The 20,441-nt window shown below is 33.5% G+C and carries 22 protein-coding genes; 16 read left to right on the plus strand and 6 right to left on the minus strand.

Going from position 1 to position 20,441, the window contains the following annotated elements; translation table 11 throughout:
- The first annotated feature begins 64 nt into the window (after positions 1-64).
- The 4 genes from ACFQ1Q_RS09145 (at position 65) to ACFQ1Q_RS09160 (ending at position 2,984) form a co-directional block, all read left to right on the plus strand.
- Entirely contained in the window at positions 65-613 is a 549-nt protein-coding gene (locus tag ACFQ1Q_RS09145) for an RNA polymerase sigma factor (RefSeq protein WP_386130281.1), read from the plus strand.
- The gene (locus ACFQ1Q_RS09150) at positions 597-1,106 is read left to right on the plus strand and encodes a hypothetical protein (RefSeq protein WP_386130284.1); all 510 of its coding nucleotides are present in this window, start codon (positions 597-599) and stop codon (positions 1,104-1,106) included. Before ACFQ1Q_RS09145 ends, ACFQ1Q_RS09150 begins: the two co-directional genes overlap by 17 nt.
- Complete coding sequence (locus ACFQ1Q_RS09155; protein ID WP_386130287.1) at positions 1,103-2,278, plus strand: hypothetical protein; 1,176 nt, start codon at positions 1,103-1,105, stop codon at positions 2,276-2,278. The genes ACFQ1Q_RS09150 and ACFQ1Q_RS09155 overlap by 4 nt, the downstream gene beginning before the upstream one ends.
- A 61-nt stretch (positions 2,279-2,339) precedes the next feature.
- Entirely contained in the window at positions 2,340-2,984 is a 645-nt protein-coding gene (locus ACFQ1Q_RS09160) for a hypothetical protein (protein WP_386130289.1), read from the plus strand.
- A gap of 2 nt (positions 2,985-2,986) precedes the next feature.
- Here the strand turns inward: ACFQ1Q_RS09160 and ACFQ1Q_RS09165 are convergent, their stop codons facing one another.
- Together ACFQ1Q_RS09165 and ACFQ1Q_RS09170 are read right to left on the minus strand one after the other, a co-directional pair.
- A complete protein-coding gene (locus ACFQ1Q_RS09165; RefSeq protein ID WP_386130295.1) occupies positions 2,987-3,373 on the minus strand; it encodes a DUF2306 domain-containing protein in 387 nt (128 codons plus the stop codon).
- 102 nt (positions 3,374-3,475) lie between these two features.
- Positions 3,476-4,711 (minus strand): DEAD/DEAH box helicase, encoded by a 1,236-nt coding sequence (locus tag ACFQ1Q_RS09170; protein ID WP_386130297.1) that lies wholly within the window; start codon positions 4,709-4,711, stop codon positions 3,476-3,478.
- A gap of 300 nt (positions 4,712-5,011) precedes the next feature.
- Between ACFQ1Q_RS09170 and ACFQ1Q_RS09175 the strand changes: the two genes are divergently transcribed.
- Entirely contained in the window at positions 5,012-5,524 is a 513-nt protein-coding gene (locus tag ACFQ1Q_RS09175; protein WP_386130298.1) for a fasciclin domain-containing protein, read from the plus strand.
- A 126-nt stretch (positions 5,525-5,650) separates the two neighbouring features.
- On the opposite strand, the gene ACFQ1Q_RS09180 is transcribed toward ACFQ1Q_RS09175, so the two are convergent.
- Positions 5,651-6,301, minus strand: coding sequence for a YceI family protein (locus tag ACFQ1Q_RS09180; RefSeq protein ID WP_386130301.1), 651 nt, complete (start codon positions 6,299-6,301; stop codon positions 5,651-5,653).
- A 148-nt stretch (positions 6,302-6,449) separates the two neighbouring features.
- Here ACFQ1Q_RS09180 and ACFQ1Q_RS09185 point away from each other — a divergent pair, with 148 nt between their 5' ends.
- The 8 genes from ACFQ1Q_RS09185 to ACFQ1Q_RS09220 all read left to right on the plus strand — a co-directional run bounded on the left by ACFQ1Q_RS09185 (position 6,450) and on the right by ACFQ1Q_RS09220 (position 15,095).
- A complete protein-coding gene (locus ACFQ1Q_RS09185) occupies positions 6,450-7,001 on the plus strand; it encodes a nucleotide exchange factor GrpE (RefSeq protein WP_386130303.1) in 552 nt (183 codons plus the stop codon).
- A gap of 98 nt (positions 7,002-7,099) precedes the next feature.
- Complete coding sequence (gene dnaJ / locus ACFQ1Q_RS09190; RefSeq protein WP_386130305.1) at positions 7,100-8,212, plus strand: molecular chaperone DnaJ; 1,113 nt, start codon at positions 7,100-7,102, stop codon at positions 8,210-8,212.
- A 262-nt stretch (positions 8,213-8,474) separates the two neighbouring features.
- Complete coding sequence (locus ACFQ1Q_RS09195; RefSeq protein ID WP_386130308.1) at positions 8,475-9,401, plus strand: ABC transporter ATP-binding protein; 927 nt, start codon at positions 8,475-8,477, stop codon at positions 9,399-9,401.
- Positions 9,402-9,404: 3 nt separating this feature from the next.
- Positions 9,405-10,715, plus strand: a complete 1,311-nt coding sequence (locus ACFQ1Q_RS09200) for an ABC transporter permease (protein WP_386130311.1) — start codon at positions 9,405-9,407, stop codon at positions 10,713-10,715.
- Positions 10,716-10,743: 28 nt separating this feature from the next.
- Positions 10,744-11,634, plus strand: coding sequence for a DUF6268 family outer membrane beta-barrel protein (locus ACFQ1Q_RS09205; RefSeq protein WP_386130314.1), 891 nt, complete (start codon positions 10,744-10,746; stop codon positions 11,632-11,634).
- A gap of 1 nt (position 11,635) precedes the next feature.
- Entirely contained in the window at positions 11,636-12,799 is a 1,164-nt protein-coding gene (locus ACFQ1Q_RS09210) for a sigma-54-dependent transcriptional regulator (protein WP_386130317.1), read from the plus strand.
- Positions 12,800-12,811: 12 nt separating this feature from the next.
- Positions 12,812-13,690, plus strand: a complete 879-nt coding sequence (locus ACFQ1Q_RS09215; RefSeq protein ID WP_386130320.1) for a polyphosphate kinase 2 family protein — start codon at positions 12,812-12,814, stop codon at positions 13,688-13,690.
- Entirely contained in the window at positions 13,683-15,095 is a 1,413-nt protein-coding gene (locus ACFQ1Q_RS09220) for a M20/M25/M40 family metallo-hydrolase (RefSeq protein ID WP_386130322.1), read from the plus strand. Before ACFQ1Q_RS09215 ends, ACFQ1Q_RS09220 begins: the two co-directional genes overlap by 8 nt.
- Here the strand turns inward: ACFQ1Q_RS09220 and ACFQ1Q_RS09225 are convergent.
- Entirely contained in the window at positions 15,092-15,244 is a 153-nt protein-coding gene (locus tag ACFQ1Q_RS09225) for a hypothetical protein (protein WP_386130324.1), read from the minus strand. The two genes, ACFQ1Q_RS09220 and ACFQ1Q_RS09225, sit on opposite strands and share 4 nt — an antisense overlap.
- 23 nt (positions 15,245-15,267) lie before the next feature.
- Between ACFQ1Q_RS09225 and ACFQ1Q_RS09230 the strand changes: the two genes are divergently transcribed.
- Positions 15,268-15,843, plus strand: coding sequence for a hypothetical protein (locus ACFQ1Q_RS09230; protein ID WP_386130327.1), 576 nt, complete (start codon positions 15,268-15,270; stop codon positions 15,841-15,843).
- Here ACFQ1Q_RS09230 and lysA read toward each other — a convergent pair.
- Positions 15,840-17,042, minus strand: a complete 1,203-nt coding sequence (gene lysA, locus ACFQ1Q_RS09235; protein WP_386130330.1) for a diaminopimelate decarboxylase — start codon at positions 17,040-17,042, stop codon at positions 15,840-15,842. The two genes, ACFQ1Q_RS09230 and lysA, sit on opposite strands and share 4 nt — an antisense overlap.
- A 158-nt stretch (positions 17,043-17,200) precedes the next feature.
- On the opposite strand from lysA, the gene ACFQ1Q_RS09240 reads away from it, so the two are divergent.
- Together ACFQ1Q_RS09240 and sucC are read left to right on the plus strand one after the other, a co-directional pair.
- On the plus strand, positions 17,201-18,811 hold the full coding sequence (locus ACFQ1Q_RS09240) for a carboxypeptidase-like regulatory domain-containing protein (protein ID WP_386130333.1): 1,611 nt from the start codon (positions 17,201-17,203) through the stop codon (positions 18,809-18,811).
- A gap of 108 nt (positions 18,812-18,919) precedes the next feature.
- Positions 18,920-20,110: an ADP-forming succinate--CoA ligase subunit beta gene (sucC, locus tag ACFQ1Q_RS09245; RefSeq protein WP_386130335.1), complete on the plus strand. Its 1,191-nt coding sequence runs from the start codon at positions 18,920-18,922 to the stop codon at positions 20,108-20,110.
- Positions 20,111-20,139: 29 nt separating this feature from the next.
- Here sucC and ACFQ1Q_RS09250 read toward each other — a convergent pair whose 3' ends face one another.
- Entirely contained in the window at positions 20,140-20,403 is a 264-nt protein-coding gene (locus tag ACFQ1Q_RS09250; protein ID WP_386130338.1) for a DUF1456 family protein, read from the minus strand.
- Positions 20,404-20,441: the final 38 nt, after the last annotated feature.

Below are 20,441 nucleotides of genomic sequence, written 5' to 3' on the forward strand. Positions count from 1 at the left end.
TTCTTCATTTTGAAACGTACAGATTTTTTTCTCGTTTTTAATAGTAGAGAACCAATTTAACTTAATGCAAACTAAAAACATTCAACTCATAAAGGCCTGTAAACGCGGCAACCAAAAAGCACAAATGCAGGTTTATGATAGGTATTGCGATGCTATGTTCGTTGTCTCACGCAGATATTTAAATAATACTGAAGACGCCAAAGACGCCATGCAAGAAGGTTTTTTAAAAGCATTTTTGAATATTGAAAACTATACCGAAACATCAACATTTGGTGCTTGGTTAAAGCGAATAATCATCAACCAATGTATAGATGCTATCCGTAAAAACACCTTTGAAACAAAATCATTAGAGACTGAGAATCTTCAGATTATAGAAGATGATAATTGGCAGTTTGAAGACTCAATAACCAAAACACAAATTGTTGAAACTATTGAGCAATTACCCGAAAAATACAGATTGGTCATTACACTTTACCTGATTGAAGGTTACGACCACGAGGAAATTTCAGAAATATTAAATATCAACATAAAAACATCACGCACGCAGTTGAGACGCGGGAAACAACAATTACAAGATTTACTAAAAACAAGATATAATGAAGCGAGATATTAGAGAATTATTTAAAGATGAAGTTGACGTGACCAAACATGAGTTGCCAGAAAATCATCGTAAAGAATTTTTAGCAAAGTTAAATTCTGAAAAAATTAACGAGTCTAACACATCTAAATATCTATTTCTGCGAATAGCAGCAGTGGTTGTCATAGCATTAACTGTGGGCTTTTTTACACTCCAAAAACCAGTAGGTGAAGAAAATCCGCTCATAGCACAAGTTGCTCAAGTAGAAAAAGAATATTTAGCAAATATTGAAGCCGAGTGGCAAAATTTTAAAGCCATTGCAACAGATTCAGTTTTAGTAAAACGGTATGAAAAACGCTTAACAGATTTAGATGCCGATTATAAAGAAGTATCAAAAGCATTTAAAAAAGACACCAATAATATAGTGGTCGTAGAGAGCTTAATCGAGAATTTACAAACACGTTTACAATTGCTAAAAGACATCCAAGAACATATCAAAATTTTAAATCAAAAACCACGAACATTATGAAAAATCAATTTACGTTTTTACTGATATTCATCACATCGGTAAGTGTATTCGCCCAACGGCATCGTATCATTCAAAAAGAATTTGAAGTCAACAAAAACACATCAATAGTACTCAACTTAGATAATATATCTGTGGCTTTTGAAGAAGCTACAGATGGCAAAATTCATTTTGATTATGTTATGGAATTCGATGGTTATTCTAAGAAGAAAATATCTGCGATGATTGACGAAATTGAGGTCGAAGCCACTGGCTCAGCTGAGGTTGTATCTCTCAAAGCAAAAAGTAAAAGACGTGTAAATATTGAAACTTTTCAATTTAATTCTCCACATGGTATTTCAATAAGAGACGTGCATTTTAATTCTAGAAAAGATACTATTGTAAGAAAATCTAAGGATTCGCTATTAAGAGAAATTAATCAAAATAATCGTCCTCGATTAAAGACTAATTTAAAATATTTCAATGACCGTTTTAAAGTGATAGATAAAAATGGCAATTTAAAAAATCTAACCAAAGGAAGTTTTAAGATGGTTAGAAGTGAATTTGTCATTAAACTTCCGCCTTTTGTAAAGCTTACTATCAACGCTAAAAGTTCTAATTTATATTTTAGAAACGACCTTCAGAATGAATTGTCTATCACATCAAATGATGGCGCTATTAAAGCCAAAGCAATAACCAATATTTACAACAAAATTGAAGTAGAAGGTGCTGGTTTTGAAGCGACAAATCTTATTGGTGGTGATTATATTTTTAAAAATGTTATTAATGGAAAAATAGGCGAAATTTCAAATGCTAGAATAGATTCAGAATTTTCAAAATTTCAAATAGGCGAAATTGGTAAGCAAACCAAAATCACTGATTTTAATAGCGAATATTGGTTTTACAATTGGTCTGAGAGTTTTGAACGCTTCAATCTGTTTTCAGAATATTCTAAAATTCACCTCTTTTATCCAAAGACAAATCACAGCATGAAAACGGTGGGTAACAACACTAAAAATCTTATTGGCAACAATGAATTTGAAATTAACATGCAACCAACTCGCAATGGGGAAAAATTCACCATGATGACCAAAGCCGCCAAAAATGAAAATGCCCCAATCAACGAAATCTACTTCGATATTATACATGGCATCATTTACACACACGAGGATGCAATCAAAAAAATAAATAAATAAAATTTCCTTGATTGTCCCCTTGAGGGGACTTTAGGGGTGTTTTAAAAAAAACAAACAAAACATGAGAAAATTACAAGTATTAGCTGCTGCATTAATTTGCTTCAGCGGTTTAACAGCACAACAAAGTCAGGAAAATTTACTAAACATTAAATCACCTACTGATTTAAAAATGACCACAGATTATGGTTCGGATAATATTGAAGTCAGTGATATTCTCGATTTTGAAGGCATCGATTACATGAAAGTAAATTTTAAGGGTGAAGAGTTGAAAGGGAAAACTTATAAAATTACTGTAAAAGAAATCTGGAATGGTAAGGTAAAATCAGAATCTGTGGTTTTGGACAGTAAAAACTTGGGCATACCACAATTTGAAACTTTAAAATCGGGAGAGCTTAAAATGAGAATTTTAGCAAAGCACGTTGATAATAAACTACAAGTGAAATTTAAATTTCCGCGTTTTAGTACAAACAAAGAATTTAAAGCTACAAAATCTAAAGATTACAGTTTGCGCAACATTGCAGATGAAAGCAATCTAGACATTCAGTATAATAAGCCGTTTTATCTCTTAGCTTATATTTTACCATACGAGCGCGAAGACGGTTCAAAATCTTGGTGCGAGGTTGGTACAGCAGGAAAAGACCTAGAAAACTGGGGAACAAAATTTGGTATAAAGCATTATTTGTTATTCGAGATGACGTTTGATTAGTTTTATCCAAAAAACAATTGGTGCAAATAACGACCAGGCATTAAGGTAAATGCACCAGCAATAATTAAGGCTCCAAAATAAAGTAAAATCATCTTTCTTTTGTGAGCCTTTATATTCCCTTTTTTTATGGCAAGATATGCTGTTGGCACAGTCCAAATGGTTAAAACACTAAATAGGTGAATCCATCCAAAATGATTAAAAAGCGTACTACCAACTGCAGCTGGCATAAAAAGGGTCAAAATCGCTGTAAACAACATTAAAATCATGTAAATACGACCTAATGATTTATGAAGTTTTGTTCCCTTTTTTACAATCAGTAAATAACCACCAATAAATACGCAAGGCACAACGGTTATTAAATGGATGTACATCAGAGTGTCGTAATTCATTTCTTAAATTTCAATTTTAAATCATTAAAAATTTAACCACAAAGCATTGTAACCTCAAACTGGCTAAAGTTTCTTCCCTTCGGGAAGACGGAAGATGGGCTTTTAATACCAACGCTTTTTCTTCTTTTTAGAACCTTCACCTTTACGTCCTTTTTTATACTTGCTGCCTTTCTTTTTATGCACAATTGGTTTCGCTTTTGGGTCTAAAGGAAAAGGATGGTCTTCCTCAACAGGAATCTGAATATTTATTGATTCTTGTATAGTCTTTACATAACTCTTTTCATCTGCCGAGCATAACGAATATGCCGTACCAACATTTCCAGCACGACCTGTTCGGCCAATTCTATGCACATACGTATCTGGTACGTTAGGCATATCAAAATTTATGACAGAATCTAATTCATTAATATCAATACCACGAGCGGCAACGTCAGTGGCAATAAGAATTTTTACATAACCCGTTTTAAATTTATTTAGTGCCGTTTGTCTATCGCTCTGATTTTTATCGCCATGAATGCTATCGACTAAGTAACCATTTTTTTGAAGTGTTTTTTCTAGTTTATCGACCCCAAATTTTGTGCGTCTAAAAATGAGAATATTGCCTTTAACTGTGTTTCGTAAAAGGTGTAAGCATAACTCCATTTTGTTTCGCTTTGGTACATAATACAACACCTGATTAATAGCAGTTGCTACAGATTTTGATGGCGTCACATCTATACGAATTGGCTCTTTTAAAATAGAGTTTGCCAATTGTTCTACTTTATAAGGAATCGTTGCCGAAAAAAGTAAAGTTTGTCTGTCTTCTGGGCATAAACGTTCAATTTTTTTAACGTCGTCAATAAAGCCCATATCGAGCATTAAATCGGCTTCGTCGAGAACCAAAGTTTCAATATAGTCGAGATTGACGTAATCTTGTTTGTGCAAATCCAACAAACGTCCTGGCGTTGCAATTAAGATGTCCACACCTTTCTTTAAAACATCAATTTGTGGCTCGATAGAAGTGCCTCCAAAAATAACTGTTGACCTTAAATTTGTATGCTTTGCGTAAGTTTTAAAATTGTCATTTATCTGTACAGCCAATTCGCGAGTAGGACTCACAATGAGTGCTCGGATTTTTTTGCCACGTTTTGGTGCATCTTGCTTATCAAACAATAACTGCAAAATAGGTAATGCAAAAGCAGCTGTTTTCCCAGTTCCGGTTTGTGCTGAAGCAACAACATCTTTCTTTTCAATTATATGCGGAATGCAACGCTCTTGAATTAAAGTCGGTTCATCATAACCAGATTCTGAAATAGCACGTAAAAGCGGTTTGTTAAGATTTAAGTCTTTAAATGACATAAGTTATTGTTTGCTGCAAATGTAACTGTTTAATAGATGTATTAAGATAAAATTAAGATTTAGCTCTTTTAAAAAATAAAACTAAATACTAATTTTTTTTGTTTAACTTATTTTTATAAAAGTTAAACAATTGATTTTTAACGTATTGCATTATTTTTTAAAATTTATCTTTGAAAAGGCTTTAAGTTACTAGTTGTTAAATATTTACCAATTGTATTTTTTTGTGAAAAAGCTAGAAGTAAGTATTGTAATTTTGAGTAAAATAACCTGAAATTAACAATAACCTAAAATTTTAAAATTATGAAAAAGATTGTATTTATTTTTAGCATGGTAGCAGCATTAACTTTTAGTACTGTGGCAACAGCTCAAAAAACAATTGTAGACGTTGCTGTTGGAAACGAGGATTTTTCAACTTTAGTAACAGCATTAAAGGCAGCAGATTTAGTATCGGCATTACAAGGTGATGGACCTTTTACAGTATTTGCTCCAACAAACGCGGCGTTTGCTAAAGTTGATAAAGCTGCTCTAACTAATTTGCTTAAACCAGAAAATCAAAAAGCTTTAGCAAATGTGTTAACATACCACGTTGTGCCTTCTAAATTAATGGCTAGCGATGTCGTTGCAGCTTTAAAAAAGAATGATGGTAAAGTTGAGGTAAAAGCACTTAATGGTTCTGTATTAACTGTAATGTCAAAAGACGGAAAAATTTGGTTAAAAGACGGAAATGGAAATTACAGCGAAATTACAGCTACAGATGTAAAAGCTAGTAATGGAGTAATCCACGTAATTGACAGTGTAGTAATGCCTAAATAATTATTAGGAAAAACTGCTATGAAAAAGAAAAACATCCCGAATTTCGGGATGTTTTTTTTGCTCTAAATTGAAGAAAAAAAATCTCTCACGCTTAGTGAGAGATTTTAAAAATTATAAAATACCGTATTATGATTTTGATGCGTTTACATCTATCTGAAGCTCAATATCATCGTTAATAAAAGAATCTCCTAAGTCATCAAAAAAGGATTTTGAACCGTATCTTACATTCCACTTAGAGCGGTCTATAGTAAATTTCTCGCTTTTCAAAGTCATTCTGTCACCGTCAACTGTAGTGGTAACAGGTATACTTATGTTATTAGTAACATCCTTGATTGTCAAGTTACCTTCAATCATTGTTTTTCCATCAGATTCCGAAACATCTGTAATTGCAAAATTAGCATAAGGGTAAGTTTCAACATCAAAAAAATCAGCACTAGTTAAATGGCCTTTTAATTTTGCATTGCCTTTTTCTTCCTTCGGAATGTCTAAAACTTCAATGCTTTTCATGTCAATAGTAACGCTACCACTTTGGAGATTATCGTCTTTTAATTCAAAATCACCACCAGAAACAGTAATAACACCATTGTGCGAGCCAGTTGGCTTGAAACCTTTCCACATAATTAGAGAATTGTCTGTATCAACAGTATATGATACTGCACTTTCTTCTGCTTTTGCTACTTTTTCTGCGTCTTTTGTTTCAACTTCATTTGCTTTGTCCTTACAACTTGTAATAATGACGAGCATTAAAATAGTAAGACTAAAAATTTTGTTTTTCATAATTTTCATATTATTTGGTTAGATTTTAAAAGGTATGACTTATTCTACTGTAAAATATTTAAATAAATGTTAATGACATTTTGACATTTTCTGAATATTGGCAGTACTTTTGCCCTTCGTTAAATAAAGTTTAAAATAGTCTAAAATAATGGGCAAAAAAGATAAAAACACAAAAGCAGAAGAGCCACAAGTTGAAGCTAACGATGTAGATACACTTGAGGGTGAAGCACAAGTTGAAGAGTCTAAGACTGGAGAAGAAAAACTTCAAAATCAGTTAGCAGAAGAAAAAGATAAATTTATGCGTCTTTTTGCTGAGTTCGAAAATTATAAAAAGCGCACCACAAAAGAGCGTTTTGATTTATTTAAAACTGCAAGTCAAGATGTAATGGTTTCAATGTTGCCAGTGCTTGACGATTTTGAGCGTGCTCTAATGCATATTGAAGAAGACAAAGAAGCTGAAGAATTGCGAAAAGGTGTGTTATTAATCTATAATAAGTTGATTAATACGTTAGAGCAAAAAGGATTGTCAAAAATTGAAGTTAAAAAAGGAGATGATTTTAATGCCGACAATCACGAAGCAGTAACCCAAATTCCAGCTCCAAGCGACGATTTAAAAGGAAAAATTATAGATGTGGTTGAAAAAGGTTATAAGCTTGGGGAAAAAGTTATCCGTTTTCCAAAAGTAGTTATTGGACAATAAATCTAGTTTAGCTCGATTGTCCTATTTTTTTATTTTGGATATATCGATAGCAATTAAAAAAAGACTTCCACTTCTGTGGAAACGAATTACAAATTTCGATGAAAGAAGATTTTTACGACATATTAGGCATAAGTAAAGATGCAAGTGCAGCTGAAATTAAAAAGGCTTACAGAAAAACGGCAATGAAGTATCATCCAGATAAAAATCCTGATGATAAAGAGGCTGAAGAAAAGTTTAAAAAAGCAGCAGAAGCTTACGAAGTCCTGAGCGATGCCGACAAAAAAGCACGTTATGACCAGTTTGGACATCAGGCATTTGAAGGCGGAGCAGGTGGCTTTGGCGGTGGCGGAATGAATATGGATGACATATTCAGTCAGTTTGGAGATATTTTTGGTGGTGGTTTTGGCGGAGGCTTTAGCGGTTTTGGCGGCGGCGGACGTCGTGTTGTTAAAGGAAGCAATCTTCGCATCCGTGTAAATTTATCTTTAGAGGATGTTGCAAACGGTGTCGAAAAGAAAATAAAAGTTAAGCGCAAAGTACAAGCCGATGGTGTTTCATACAAAACATGTTCTACGTGTAATGGTTCGGGTCAAATAACTCGTGTTCAAAACACTATTTTAGGACGAATGCAAACTGCATCACCTTGTAATACTTGTGGTGGCTCTGGTCAAACTATTGACAAAAAACCTGCAGGTGCAGATGCTCAAGGCCTTATTACTAAGGACGAAATGGTGACTGTCAAAATTCCTGCTGGTGTTCAAGACGGTATGCAACTAAAAGTCACTGGAAAAGGAAATTCCGCACCAGGAAATGGCATTTCTGGAGATTTGCTTGTTGTTATTCAAGAAGAAGACCATCCAACTTTAAAGCGCGAAGGTGATAATTTACATTACGATTTGTACGTAAGTTTACCAGATGCAGTTTTAGGTAATTCTATGGAGATAGATACTGTTACAGGAAAAGTGCGTATCAAAATTGAGCCAGGTGTTCAGTCTGGAAAAATTTTACGTTTAAGAGGAAAAGGAATTCCGAGTATCAATGGTTACGGCAAAGGTGATTTGTTAGTGCATGTCAATGTTTGGACACCTAAAACATTAAACAAAAGCCAAAAAGATTTCTTTGAGAGTATGCGCGAAGACGAGCATTTTCAGCCAAAACCAGAAAGCACGGACAAGTCCTTTTTTGAGAAGGTAAAAGATATGTTTTCTTAATTTTTAAGGCTATATCATAAAAAATAGTATATTTGAATTATCGCTGATGCTATTCAGCGGTAATTTTTCTTTTTCATAGCAATTTTTTCCCATCCTTTTTTTGCGAAAAGGGTGGGTTTTGTTTTTCTTGAACTAAATTAGTTTTTGTATTTCTTGATTTTGTTTAACGATTTAATTGAATTCATTTAATTTTCAAAAGGCTTATTATTCCATCTTACATTTAATATATTTACGTTTCAACCTAAATTCAAAAACAACGTAAATGTCAAACTTGCTTGTTGCAGATGCAGTTTCCAAAAATTTTGGAAATTTTAAAGCGCTTAACGAGGTTTCTGTCAAAGTTCCTAAAGGCAGTATTTTTGGGCTTCTTGGTCCAAATGGTGCAGGTAAAACAACTTTAATTCGGATTATTAATCAAATTACATTGCCAGATACTGGCAAAGTTTTGCTCGATGGGCAACCGTTGCAACCAGAACACATTAAAGATATTGGTTATTTGCCAGAAGAACGTGGACTGTATAAATCTATGAAAGTAGGAGAGCAGGCTTTATACCTAGCGCAACTTAAAGGTATGTCTAAATCTGAAGCTAAAACTCAATTAAAGTATTGGTTCGATAAGTTTGAAATAGGTGCTTGGTGGAACAAAAAAATTCAAGAATTAAGTAAAGGACAAGCTCAGAAAATACAGTTCATCGTTACAGTAATGCACAAACCAAAGCTGCTCATTTTTGATGAACCGTTTTCAGGATTTGATCCTATAAACGCCAACTTAATAAAGGACGAAATTTTGAAACTTAGAGATGATGGTGCAACGGTTATATTTTCAACACATCGAATGGAATCTGTTGAAGAACTGTGCGACCATATTGCTCTAATTCATAAATCAAAAAAAATATTAGACGGAAAATTAATAGATATTAAGCGACAATTTAAGTCAAACACGTTTGAAGTTGGATTACAATCTGCCCAATCAGAAACATTACTTAATGATATTAAAGCTAAGTTTGAAGTTTTGCCAGCAACCTTCAAAAATGTGTATGATGATATTAAAATGAATGTAAAAATTTCACCAGAGCATTCGCCAAATGAATTGTTGTCATTTTTAACCTCAAGAGCCGAAGTGCATCACTTTGTTGAAGTTATACCATCGGCAAGTGATATTTTTATTCAAACTGTAAAAAATAATTAGAGGATGAATCATTTACCACTTATCATAAAACGCGAATATCTTACTAAGGTGAGAAACAAATCGTTTATTATTATGACCTTTGTGAGTCCGTTAATAATGATTGCCTTAATTAGTGTTGTGGCTTATTTAGCACAACTTAATGGCGATAAAAAACGAACGATTTCTATTTTAGATGAATCTGGTTTATTTTCTCAAACCTTTACCAATACCGATAATACAACCTACAACTACGTCAACTCTGGTTCAATTGAAGACGCCAAAACTACTGTTAAAGAAAAAGACCAATATGGACTTCTATATATAGGTAACGGCAGTTTGGATGATGTTAGTAAATCAGTGCGTTTTTACTCTGAAGAATCGCCATCTTTAACCATTATTAACGGATTAGAGAATAAAATTGAAAGAAAACTTAGAGAATTAAAATTAATTTCTAATGGATTAGATGTAGAACAGATTGAGGCATCTCGAGCTAATGTAAGCATTTCTCAAGAAAGTTTTGAAGGTCAAAAAAGTTCAAAAATTGATAATTTGTTTAAACTCGCTTTTGGTGGTGCTGCAGGTTATTTGCTCTTTATGTTCATTATTATTTATGGTAACATGATAATGCGTAGTGTCATTGAAGAAAAAACATCTCGAATTATTGAGGTTATTATTTCTTCAGTAAAACCAGTGCAATTAATGATGGGTAAAATCATTGGGACGTCTTTAGCTGGAGTTACGCAATTTGCCATTTGGATAGTGCTTTTAGGAGTTCTTGGCACAATTTTGAGTGTGGTGTTTAATATAGATTTAATGTCTTCCACAACTCAAAATCAAGAGTTAGTTCAGCAAGCGATGGAAAATCCTGCCATGCAAAATGAAATGGCTATTGCAGTACAATCATTTCAAAATTTGCCGTTAGTAAACCTAGTGATTGCGTTCTTGTTTTTCTTTATTGGTGGCTATTTATTATACAGCTCACTTTATGCAGCAGTTGGTGCAGCTGTTGATAGCGAAACGGATACCCAACAGTTTATGTTGCCTATTTTAATGCCATTAATATTGGCAGTTTATGTTGGTGTATTTACGGTTATTGATGATCCACACGGAACTGTTTCTACGGTATTTTCATTTATACCATTTACCTCACCAGTAGTAATGCTTATGCGTATTCCGTTTGGTGTGCCCATTTGGCAACAAATTGTAAGCCTTTTATTGCTTATTGGGACATTTACATTTACCGTTTGGTTTGCTGCAAAAATATACCGCGTTGGTATTTTGATGTATGGCAAAAAAGCTACATACAAGGAATTATTTAAGTGGTTAAAATATTAAAAGCGAAAAACTACAATTAGTTTTATTTATGACGAAAGAATTTAAATTCTATAAAAAAATAGTTTTAACAATTGCATTAATTGGTAGCTGTCTATCTTATGCGCAATTGACAGATTTAGCACGTTTGGAATATTCATTTATTCCAAGCAGCAAATCCGAAGATACATACACAAGGCTTCGATTAATGTTAAATTATCCTATTGAATTAAAAGAAGATACTTACTTTGTCGTTGGAGCTGAATATAATAGAATTTTTATAAATCTAAACGAAGTTTATCCCTTTGATAGAGAGCAATTAAGCGCTTTAAATATTATAGATTTAAACTTAGGTTATACTTTTAAAACCAGCGAATATTGGCGCATAGGACTTAAACTAAATCCACGTATCGCTTCAACTTTAAACCACACAATTACTAAAGACGATTTATTTTTAAACGGTGGTGTTTTTGCCATTAACGACAGAACCGCTGACCCATCTGCAAAAAAACCGCATCGTTGGATTTACGGATTAACATATAACACTACTGCTGGTGTGCCAATTCCATTACCATTTATAAACTATTTTAGAAGAATAAATGATAAATGGTCTTACAGTGCAGGAATACCAAAATCTAATTTAAAATATTATTTTAATGAGTCTAGCATTGTTCAGACATATGCGACATTAGACGGATATTTTGCTAACTTACAAAGGCCGATAACAATAAATGGGCAACAAGCAGATAACATTTCTTTATCAGTTGCCGTTGCTGGCTTGGGTTATGAATATTGCTTCACTGAGCATTTAGTGGCTTATCTATATTCAGGATATACCTTTAGATTACGAAATGTATTAAGAAATGATGATAGAGATGACGTATTTCAACTTAACGAAAGAAATGCGTTTTATCTAAGAACGGGAATAAAATTTAAAATATAACATGCAACATATACTTATTATAGAAGATGAAGCGGCTATTCGCCGTGTATTAGTTAAAATTCTTTCTGAAGAAAGTGACACTTATGCCGTTGAAGAAGCAGAAGACGGTCTAGCTGGTGTCGAGATGATAAAAAAGAAAGATTACGACCTCGTACTTTGCGATATCAAGATGCCGAAAATGGATGGTGTAGAAGTGCTTGAAGCTGTCAAAAAAATTAAGCCCGAAATACCGATGGTTATGATTTCTGGTCATGGTGATTTAGATACTGCTGTAAACACGATGCGTTTAGGAGCTTTTGATTATATTTCTAAACCGCCAGATTTAAACAGATTATTAAACACAGTTCGTATAGCGCTAGACCGTAAAGAATTAGTGGTAGAGAACAAGCGTTTAAAAAAGAAAGTTTCTAAAAAATACGAGATGGTGGGAGAAAGTCCTGCTATTGACCGTATTAAAGATATGATTGACAAAGTTGCGCCAACCGATGCGCGCGTGTTAGTCACTGGACCAAACGGAACAGGAAAAGAACTTGTTGCACATTGGTTACACCAAAAAAGTGAGCGTAGTAAAGGTCCAATGATTGAAGTTAATTGCGCTGCCATACCAAGTGAACTTATAGAAAGCGAACTTTTTGGACATGTAAAAGGAGCATTTACATCTGCTGCAAAAGACCGCGCAGGTAAGTTTGAAGCTGCTAATGGCGGAACCATTTTTCTAGACGAAATAGGTGATATGAGTCTCTCTGCCCAAGCTAAAGTATTACGTGCTTTGCAAGAAAGTCGTATTCAGCGAGTTGGTAGCGATAAGGATATTAAAGTAGATGTTCGTGTTGTAGCGGCTACCAATAAAAATTTAAAAAAGGAAATTGAAGACGGAAAATTCCGTGAAGATTTATACCACAGATTAGCGGTTATTTTAATCGAAGTTCCAGCATTAAATGAGAGACGAGAAGACATACCGTTACTCATCAATTATTTTGCAAAAAAGATTTCTGAAGAACAAGGAACTGCGACTAAAACATTTTCAGAAAGTGCTATAAAGTTGCTACAAGATTATGATTGGACAGGTAATATTCGTGAACTAAGAAATGTCGTAGAACGACTAATTATTCTTGGTGGAACAGAAGTTAGTGAAGCTGATGTGAAATCTTTTGCATCAAAATAAATATAAATAACGATGAAAAACGTAAGCATTTCAGATTTTAAAATTTCATCTCAAATAGATATCAAAAATCTTTCGACCACTTTCGACCTTCAAGAAGATAAAAAAAAGATTGAGGATGAGATGAATAAGCTGAGCAAAAAATTAGCAGACCTACAAAATAAAATGTATGCTCATGGCAAATATGCTGTGTTGATGTGTATTCAAGGAATGGATACAGCAGGTAAAGACAGCTTAATTCGTGAGGTTTTTAAGGAGTTTAATGTTCGGGGTATTGTGGCGCATAGCTTTAAAAAACCAACCGAATTAGAGCTTAAACATGATTATTTGTGGCGGCATTACATAGCGTTACCAGCTCGTGGTAAATTTGGTATTTTTAACCGCACACATTACGAAAATGTTCTTGTAACACGCGTGCATCCTAATTATTTAAAGTTTGAAAATATGCCAGACATCAACTCAGTAGAAGATGTTACAAATGCATTTTGGCAACGTCGATTTAATGAAATTAATAATTTTGAGCAACATATTGCAGACAACGGTACTATCATTTTTAAGTTTTTTTTAAATCTATCAAAAGACGAACAAAAAAATAGATTACTAAGACGTCTTAATAAACCTGAAAAACAATGGAAGTTTTCTGCGGATGACCTTAAAGAGCGTAAGTTGTGGGATAAATACCAAGACTGTTATGAAGATGTGCTAAACAACACTTCAAAACCTCACGCACCTTGGTTTAATATTCCTGCAGACGATAAACCAACTGCACGTTATATTGTAGCTAAAATCTTGTATGATACTTTAAAGCAGTATACAGACATTGTGGAGCCAGAGTTACCTGCTAAAGAAAAAGAAAATATTCACATATATAAATCTCAACTGGAAAATGAATAGAATTTTAGTAGTCTTACTTGCTTTTTTTAGTATCTCAGTTTATTCTCAAAACGATGAAGCAACTTTAAAAGCCATTTACAAACAATCCTTAACTAATGGACAGAGTTACGCGTGGTTAGATTATTTATCTAACGAAATCGGAGGTCGTCTGTCTGGCTCTGAGAATGCTCAAAAAGCCGTAGAATATACAAAAGCTGAACTAGAAAAGTTAGGACTTGATAAAGTTTGGTTGCAAGAAGTTATGGTGCCAAAATGGGTAAGAGGCGAAAAAGAAGAGGGTGAAATTATCTTAAAGAGTGAAGGATTAACTACCAAAATAGATGTAAACATATGCGCACTCGGTGGTTCAACAGCAACGGGAGAAAATGGCCTGCAAGCCAAAGTTGTTGAGGTTAAAAGTTTTGAAGAGCTCGCTGAGCTTGGTGAAGACAAAGTCAAAGGTAAAATCGTATTCTTCAATGGCGCAATGCAAGCAGACTTAATCAATACGTTCGAGGCTTACGGCGGTTGCTCAAGACAACGTTATGCTGGTGCTTATGAAGCTTCAAAATTTGGTGCTGTTGGTGTTATTGTTAGGTCATTAAATTTACGTCAGGACGATTTTCCGCATACAGGAAGCATGGGCTATTTAGACCTGCCGGAAAATAAACGCATTCCTTCAGCAGCGATAAGTACTAATGATGCAAATACGCTTTCAGAATTATTAGAAAAGAATAATAATCTCGAATTCTATTTCAAACAAAGCTGTCAACAATACGATGATGTTTTGTCGTATAATGTTATTGGCGAAATTACAGGAAGTGAATTTCCAGATGAATATTTGGTCGTTGGCGGACATTTAGATTCTTGGGACTTGGGTGACGGTTCACACGATGATGGTGCAGGCGTTGTACAATCTATGGAAGTTCTAAGATTACTTAAAGAAAGTGGGATAAAACCAAAACGAAGTATCCGTGTTGTATTATTTATGAATGAAGAAAATGGACTACGTGGCGGACGTAAGTATGCTGAGGTTGCCAAAGCAAAAGGTGAAAACCACATTTTTGCTTTAGAAAGTGATTCAGGTGGATTTACACCTAGAGGTTTTAGTTTTGATTGTAGTGATGCTAACTTGGCTCAAATAGAGCAATGGCGTAGTTTATTTAAACCCTATTTAATTCACTTTTTTGAGAAAGGTTATAGTGGTGCAGATATTGGACCATTAAAAAACGATAATATTGTTTTGGCAGGATTACGACCAGACTCTCAACGCTATTTTGATTATCATCATGCATCTAACGATACATTCGACGCTGTTAATAAGCGCGAATTAGAATTGGGCGCAGCTACAATGACCTCGTTGGTATATTTGTTTGATAAATACGGTGTTAATCAAATTCAGAATGCGCGTCAACTCAGAGACTAATCAGACTTTTTTTTGTCGATTTTTTGTTTTTGAAGTTCTTTTTTACGCTTTTTAGCTAATAATTCTTCGTTAAAATGGACACCATCGTCATGCATATCTGCTGGTTTTCTATTAACGATATAAGGCATATCTTTTTTATCTTTCGCCATAATATTTTTTAATCAAATTAATTTTGAATAAAATTAAAACATTTAGCCTCATTCTTTTAGCGAGTATGCAATTTTTAATTGCTCAATCCGATGATAATGTCCCTTATTATGAATTGCCCGAATATTCCGAGAAGTTTACTGCAGGAACTCTTGCCGCGCGAATGGTTGATGCTCTAGGGTTTCGGTTTTATTGGGCAACAAAAGATTTAACTGAGAAAGATTTAGTTTATAAATTAAATGCAGATGGTCGTTCTGCAGAAGAAACCATCAATCATATTTACGACTTATCTAAAATCATTGTCAACTCTACTTTAAAAAAGTCAAATTCGCGAGGTAAGAAAGATGAAATGGCCTACGAAGACAAACGTTCTGCAACACTCAAAAATTTAAAAATTGCTGCCGATATTTTGCGAGAAAGCGATGATATTTCAGAATATAATATCATTTTCGGAGAGCAAAAAATTCCCTTTTGGAATCAAATTAACGGACCAATTTCAGATGCTATTTGGCATTGTGGGCAACTAGCAGTTTATAGACGCGCTACAGGAAATCCTATTAACCCTAAGGTTAATCATTTTACTGGAAAAGTGAGAGATTAAAAAGCCATTTCTACCTGATTGTGCAATATGTCTTCAAAAATTTCCCGTTTTCTAATGAGATGCGCTTCTCCATTATGTATTAAAACTTCTGCTGGTCTATAGCGTGAGTTATAATTACTAGCCATGGTAAAGCAATATGCGCCAGCATTTTTAAAGCATAAGATATCACCTTCATTTATTTCCGAAATTCTGCGGTTGTTAGCAAATGTATCCGTTTCACAGATGTACCCAACGACAGAGTAAAAACGCTGACGACCTTCTGGGTTCGAAATATTTACAATTTCGTGCTGAGAACCATAAAGCATCGGTCTTATAAGATGGTTAAAACCAGAGTCGATTTGTGCAAAAACAGTTGAGGTCGTTTGTTTTACCACATTAACTTTTGCCAAAAAGACTCCGGCTTCACTCACTAAAAATTTACCTGGCTCAAAGGCCAAAGTCAATTCTCTACCATATTCAACACAAAATTCATTGAAACGCGTAGAAAGCTTTTCGCCCAATTCTTCAATATTTGTCTCAATATCGCCTGCCTTATATGGCACTTTAAATCCTGAACCAAAATCTATAAAGTCTAGATTTTTGAAGTTTTTTGCGGTTTCAAACAAAATTTCGCTAGCATAAAGAAACACATCAATATCTAAAATATCACTTCCTGTGTGCATGTGAATGCCATTGATGTTCATTCCTGTATTTTCAACAATACGAAGTAAAAGTGGAATCTGATGAATAGAAATGCCAAACTTGCTGTCTATATGTCCAACTGAAATATTTGTATTTCCGCCAGCCATAACATGCGGATTTATACGAATACAAACCGGAATTTTTGGATGTTTAGTACCAAACTGTTCTAATATAGAAAGGTTATCAATATTTATTTGCACACCCATTTCCGCAACTGCTTCAATCTCTTGAAGCGATACGCCATTTGGTGTAAATATGATGGATTCTGGTGCAAATCCTGCTTTTAAACCCAATTTAACTTCTTGTATAGAAACGGTATCTAAACCCGAATCTAAAGATTTAAATAACTTTAATATTGAAATATTTGATAATGCTTTTGCAGCATAGTTCAATTTTAAACTGTTGACGCTGCTAAATGCATTTTGTAATCTGTTATATTGTGATATTATTTTTGCTGAGTCGTAAACGTAGATAGGACTTCCAAATTCCTCAGCAATTTTTAATAATTGGGTATTCATCTTATGAGTTTTGTTCAAAATTACAGATTGATTTCTTTTGGTAATACTAAATGAATGAAAAAATCAATTTTAAAACATATTGTTAATTAAATAACAAAATATAAAAGCTTAATTTATTGCTATATTTATGCTCATCAATCTTATTTCAAAATTTACCAATGCTTAAAAAGCTTCTTCTAACAATTTTAACCCTATTTTCTACATGGCTTTCTATTTCGCAAAACGAATTAAAAATAGAATTGCTGGATGCAGATACTAAAGAACCAATTTCCTTTGCTACAGCTATTTTTAAAGGTACGAGTAGAGGTATTGTTGCAGATTATGATGGTAGATTTAGAATTCCATATATTGATATTAATAATATACCAGATTTAACAATCACGGCATTAGGATATAATGATTTAGAAATTTCTCCAAAGATATTATCGGTTACCGAAGTCAATATACTAGAGATGTCACCTCAAACTGAAGCGCTTGATTTAGTTATTTTAAACGTTACTAAAAACAATCGGCAAAAAGCCATAAATGTTGGTAGTTTAATAAAAAAGAATAAAAGGATTCTTGGAAATGAAATTGTTCAAATTGCCATCGATAAGATACCAGAAAACTTAGATAATAATCCACATTCTATTATTGGATATTATAGAGATTACCAATTAGTAAACGACGAATATTACAATTTAAATGAAGGTATATTAGAACAATTTGACGCAGGTATCGGTACTGAAAAAATATCAGACGTTAATAATAGAAATGTTTTTTATTCATTTGAAAGAAATCCCGATTTTAAATCAAGCACGCAATATTCGCAAGAGTATAATGGCGAAAGTAAGTATGTGCAAAATGCAGATTTATTAGCTTTTGGCGGAAATGAATTGAGTATTTTAAATGTTCATAATCCCATTAGAAACTATAATTTAAATAGTTTTTCTTATGTCTATAAGCTAGCAGAAAACTTTGTTCGTAATCATATCTTTTCTAAAGAAGGTTTTGTTTTTGATGAAGATAATCCTATTGTAAATGTTTCCTTTACCACATTAACAAATCAACGAAAAGGAGTTCAGCAACGCGTAAAAGGAACACAAACTGCTGAAAAACTAAAAGTTTTAGGAAATATATCAATTTCATTAAAAGATTATGCAATACATGCATTTAATTATACGATGTACGATTTTAATCAGCGTAATCCACTCTTTAATGTTAGAATTGAGTATAAACAGTTAGGAGATAAAATGTACTTAAATTACATATCATTCAACAACAGGTTCATTGTAACTGATGATTTTGTATTTAGAGATGAAAAGGTGATTTATAATAAAGAAAATCAATGTTTTGAAGTGCTTTTTAATAATGAGGTAGCTACTAAGAAAATTAATAAACGTAATTTTAAAATACGATTACGTAAAAAGAAAGTTTTAATTAAATCAGTAAAAATCATTAGTCCAAAGCGTATTCAAGTTTTTGTAAATGATTTTGATAATTCTTTATCTGAATTGTTTGAAAATGATATGAAAAATTTAGAGTTTACAATTAAAAACATTGAAGATACCGATGGAAGAGAAATTTACAAATCAAGAGAAGTTACAGGCTATCAGTTTAGAGAGTTTTTTGCTCAAGAGGTGTTTATAAATAAACCATTAAATAGAGATTTAAAATTTGCGTCCAAAGGTCAACCATTGTTGTATGCTCCTTTAAATAGTTTGGGTGATACACAGCCATACATTGTCAATTCCCCTTTAGAGCGACGCCGAATGAATGTTGAAAATTAAAATCTTTAATACTGCTTATTCCTAAATTAGCATAATCTTATCAAAAAACAATTTGAGAAACGTTTGACTATCCTTATTTTTGCGCAACGAATAAATTTCTGATAAAAAATGAATTTACACGAATATCAAGGTAAAGAATTATTAAGCAGTTTTGGAGTGCGCATCCAGCGTGGTATTGTAGCCCAGACAGCTTCTGAGGCTGTAGAAGCAGCTAAGAAATTAACTGAAGAAACTGGTACAGGTTGGCACGTTATAAAAGCACAAGTACACGCTGGTGGTCGAGGAAAAGGAGGTGGTGTTAAATTAGCTAAAAATCTTCAAGAAGTCGAAGAAATAGCAGGAAACATTATTGGTATGGATTTGATAACTCCACAAACTTCTGCAGAAGGTAAGCGAGTTCACCAAGTTTTAGTAGCTGAAGATGTTTATTATCCAGGTGATAATGAGCCAGAAGAATATTACATGTCAGTACTTTTAAATAGAGCAACAGGAAAAAATATGATTATGTATTCTACCGAAGGTGGAATGGACATCGAAACGGTTGCAGAAGAAACGCCACACTTAATTTTCACAGAAGAAATAGACCCAGCTTTGGGTCTTTTGGGTTTCCAAGCGCGTCGCGTGGCATTTAATCTAGGCTTATCTGGTACAGCATTTAAAGAAATGACAAAGTTTGTTTCTGCTTTATATAAGGCATATGTGGAGTCTGATGCATCTTTATTTGAAATTAATCCAGTTCTTAAAACTAGCGATGATAAGATAATGGCAGTTGACTCTAAAGTAACTTTAGATGGTAACGCGTTGTTTAGACATAAAGATTTAGCTGCCTTACGCGATAAACGAGAAGAAAATCCAATTGAAGTGGAAGCAGGTGAGCATGGCTTAAACTACGTAGATCTTGACGGAAACGTTGGTTGTATGGTTAACGGTGCAGGTTTAGCAATGGCAACAATGGATTTAATAAAGCAAGCTGGTGGAGAACCTGCTAACTTCCTAGATGTTGGTGGTACAGCAGATGCTGCTAGAGTAGAGTTAGCTTTTGAATTAATTTTAAGAGACCCAGCCGTAAAAGCCATTTTAATTAACATTTTTGGAGGAATCGTTCGTTGTGACCGTGTAGCTCAAGGTGTTATAGATGCATATAAAAATATGGGTAATATAAACGTACCAATCATTGTACGTTTACAAGGTACAAACGCAGATATTGCAAAGGAATTAATTGATAATTCTGGTTTAGATGTGCTAAGTGCAACTGAATTCCAAGAAGCAGCTGATAAAGTTCAGGCAGTATTAGCCTAATTTTTTATAAATAGACAAAAAAAGAGTAACTAATCGTTGCTCTTTTTTTTTGGTTGTTTCTTTTCTCCTTTTTTAGGCATTGGTCCACGAAGATGAATGATTAGTGCATTCAGAAAATTTCTTAAAATTTGGTCACCACATTCCATATACTTGGGATGGTCTTCACGCCTAAACATAGCGTTGAGCTCACTTTTTGATATTCTGAAATCAACTAGTTTCATAATGTTTACGATGTCCTCGTCACGAAGTTTATGAGCAACTCTTAATTTTTTAAATATGTCATTATTTGTCATTAGACACTAGGTTTCTTAGGTGTTTGATTTGAAATTCA

The sequence above is a fragment of the Winogradskyella litorisediminis genome (assembly GCF_042675765.1).
Taxonomy (GTDB): Bacteria; Bacteroidota; Bacteroidia; order Flavobacteriales; family Flavobacteriaceae; genus Winogradskyella; species Winogradskyella litorisediminis.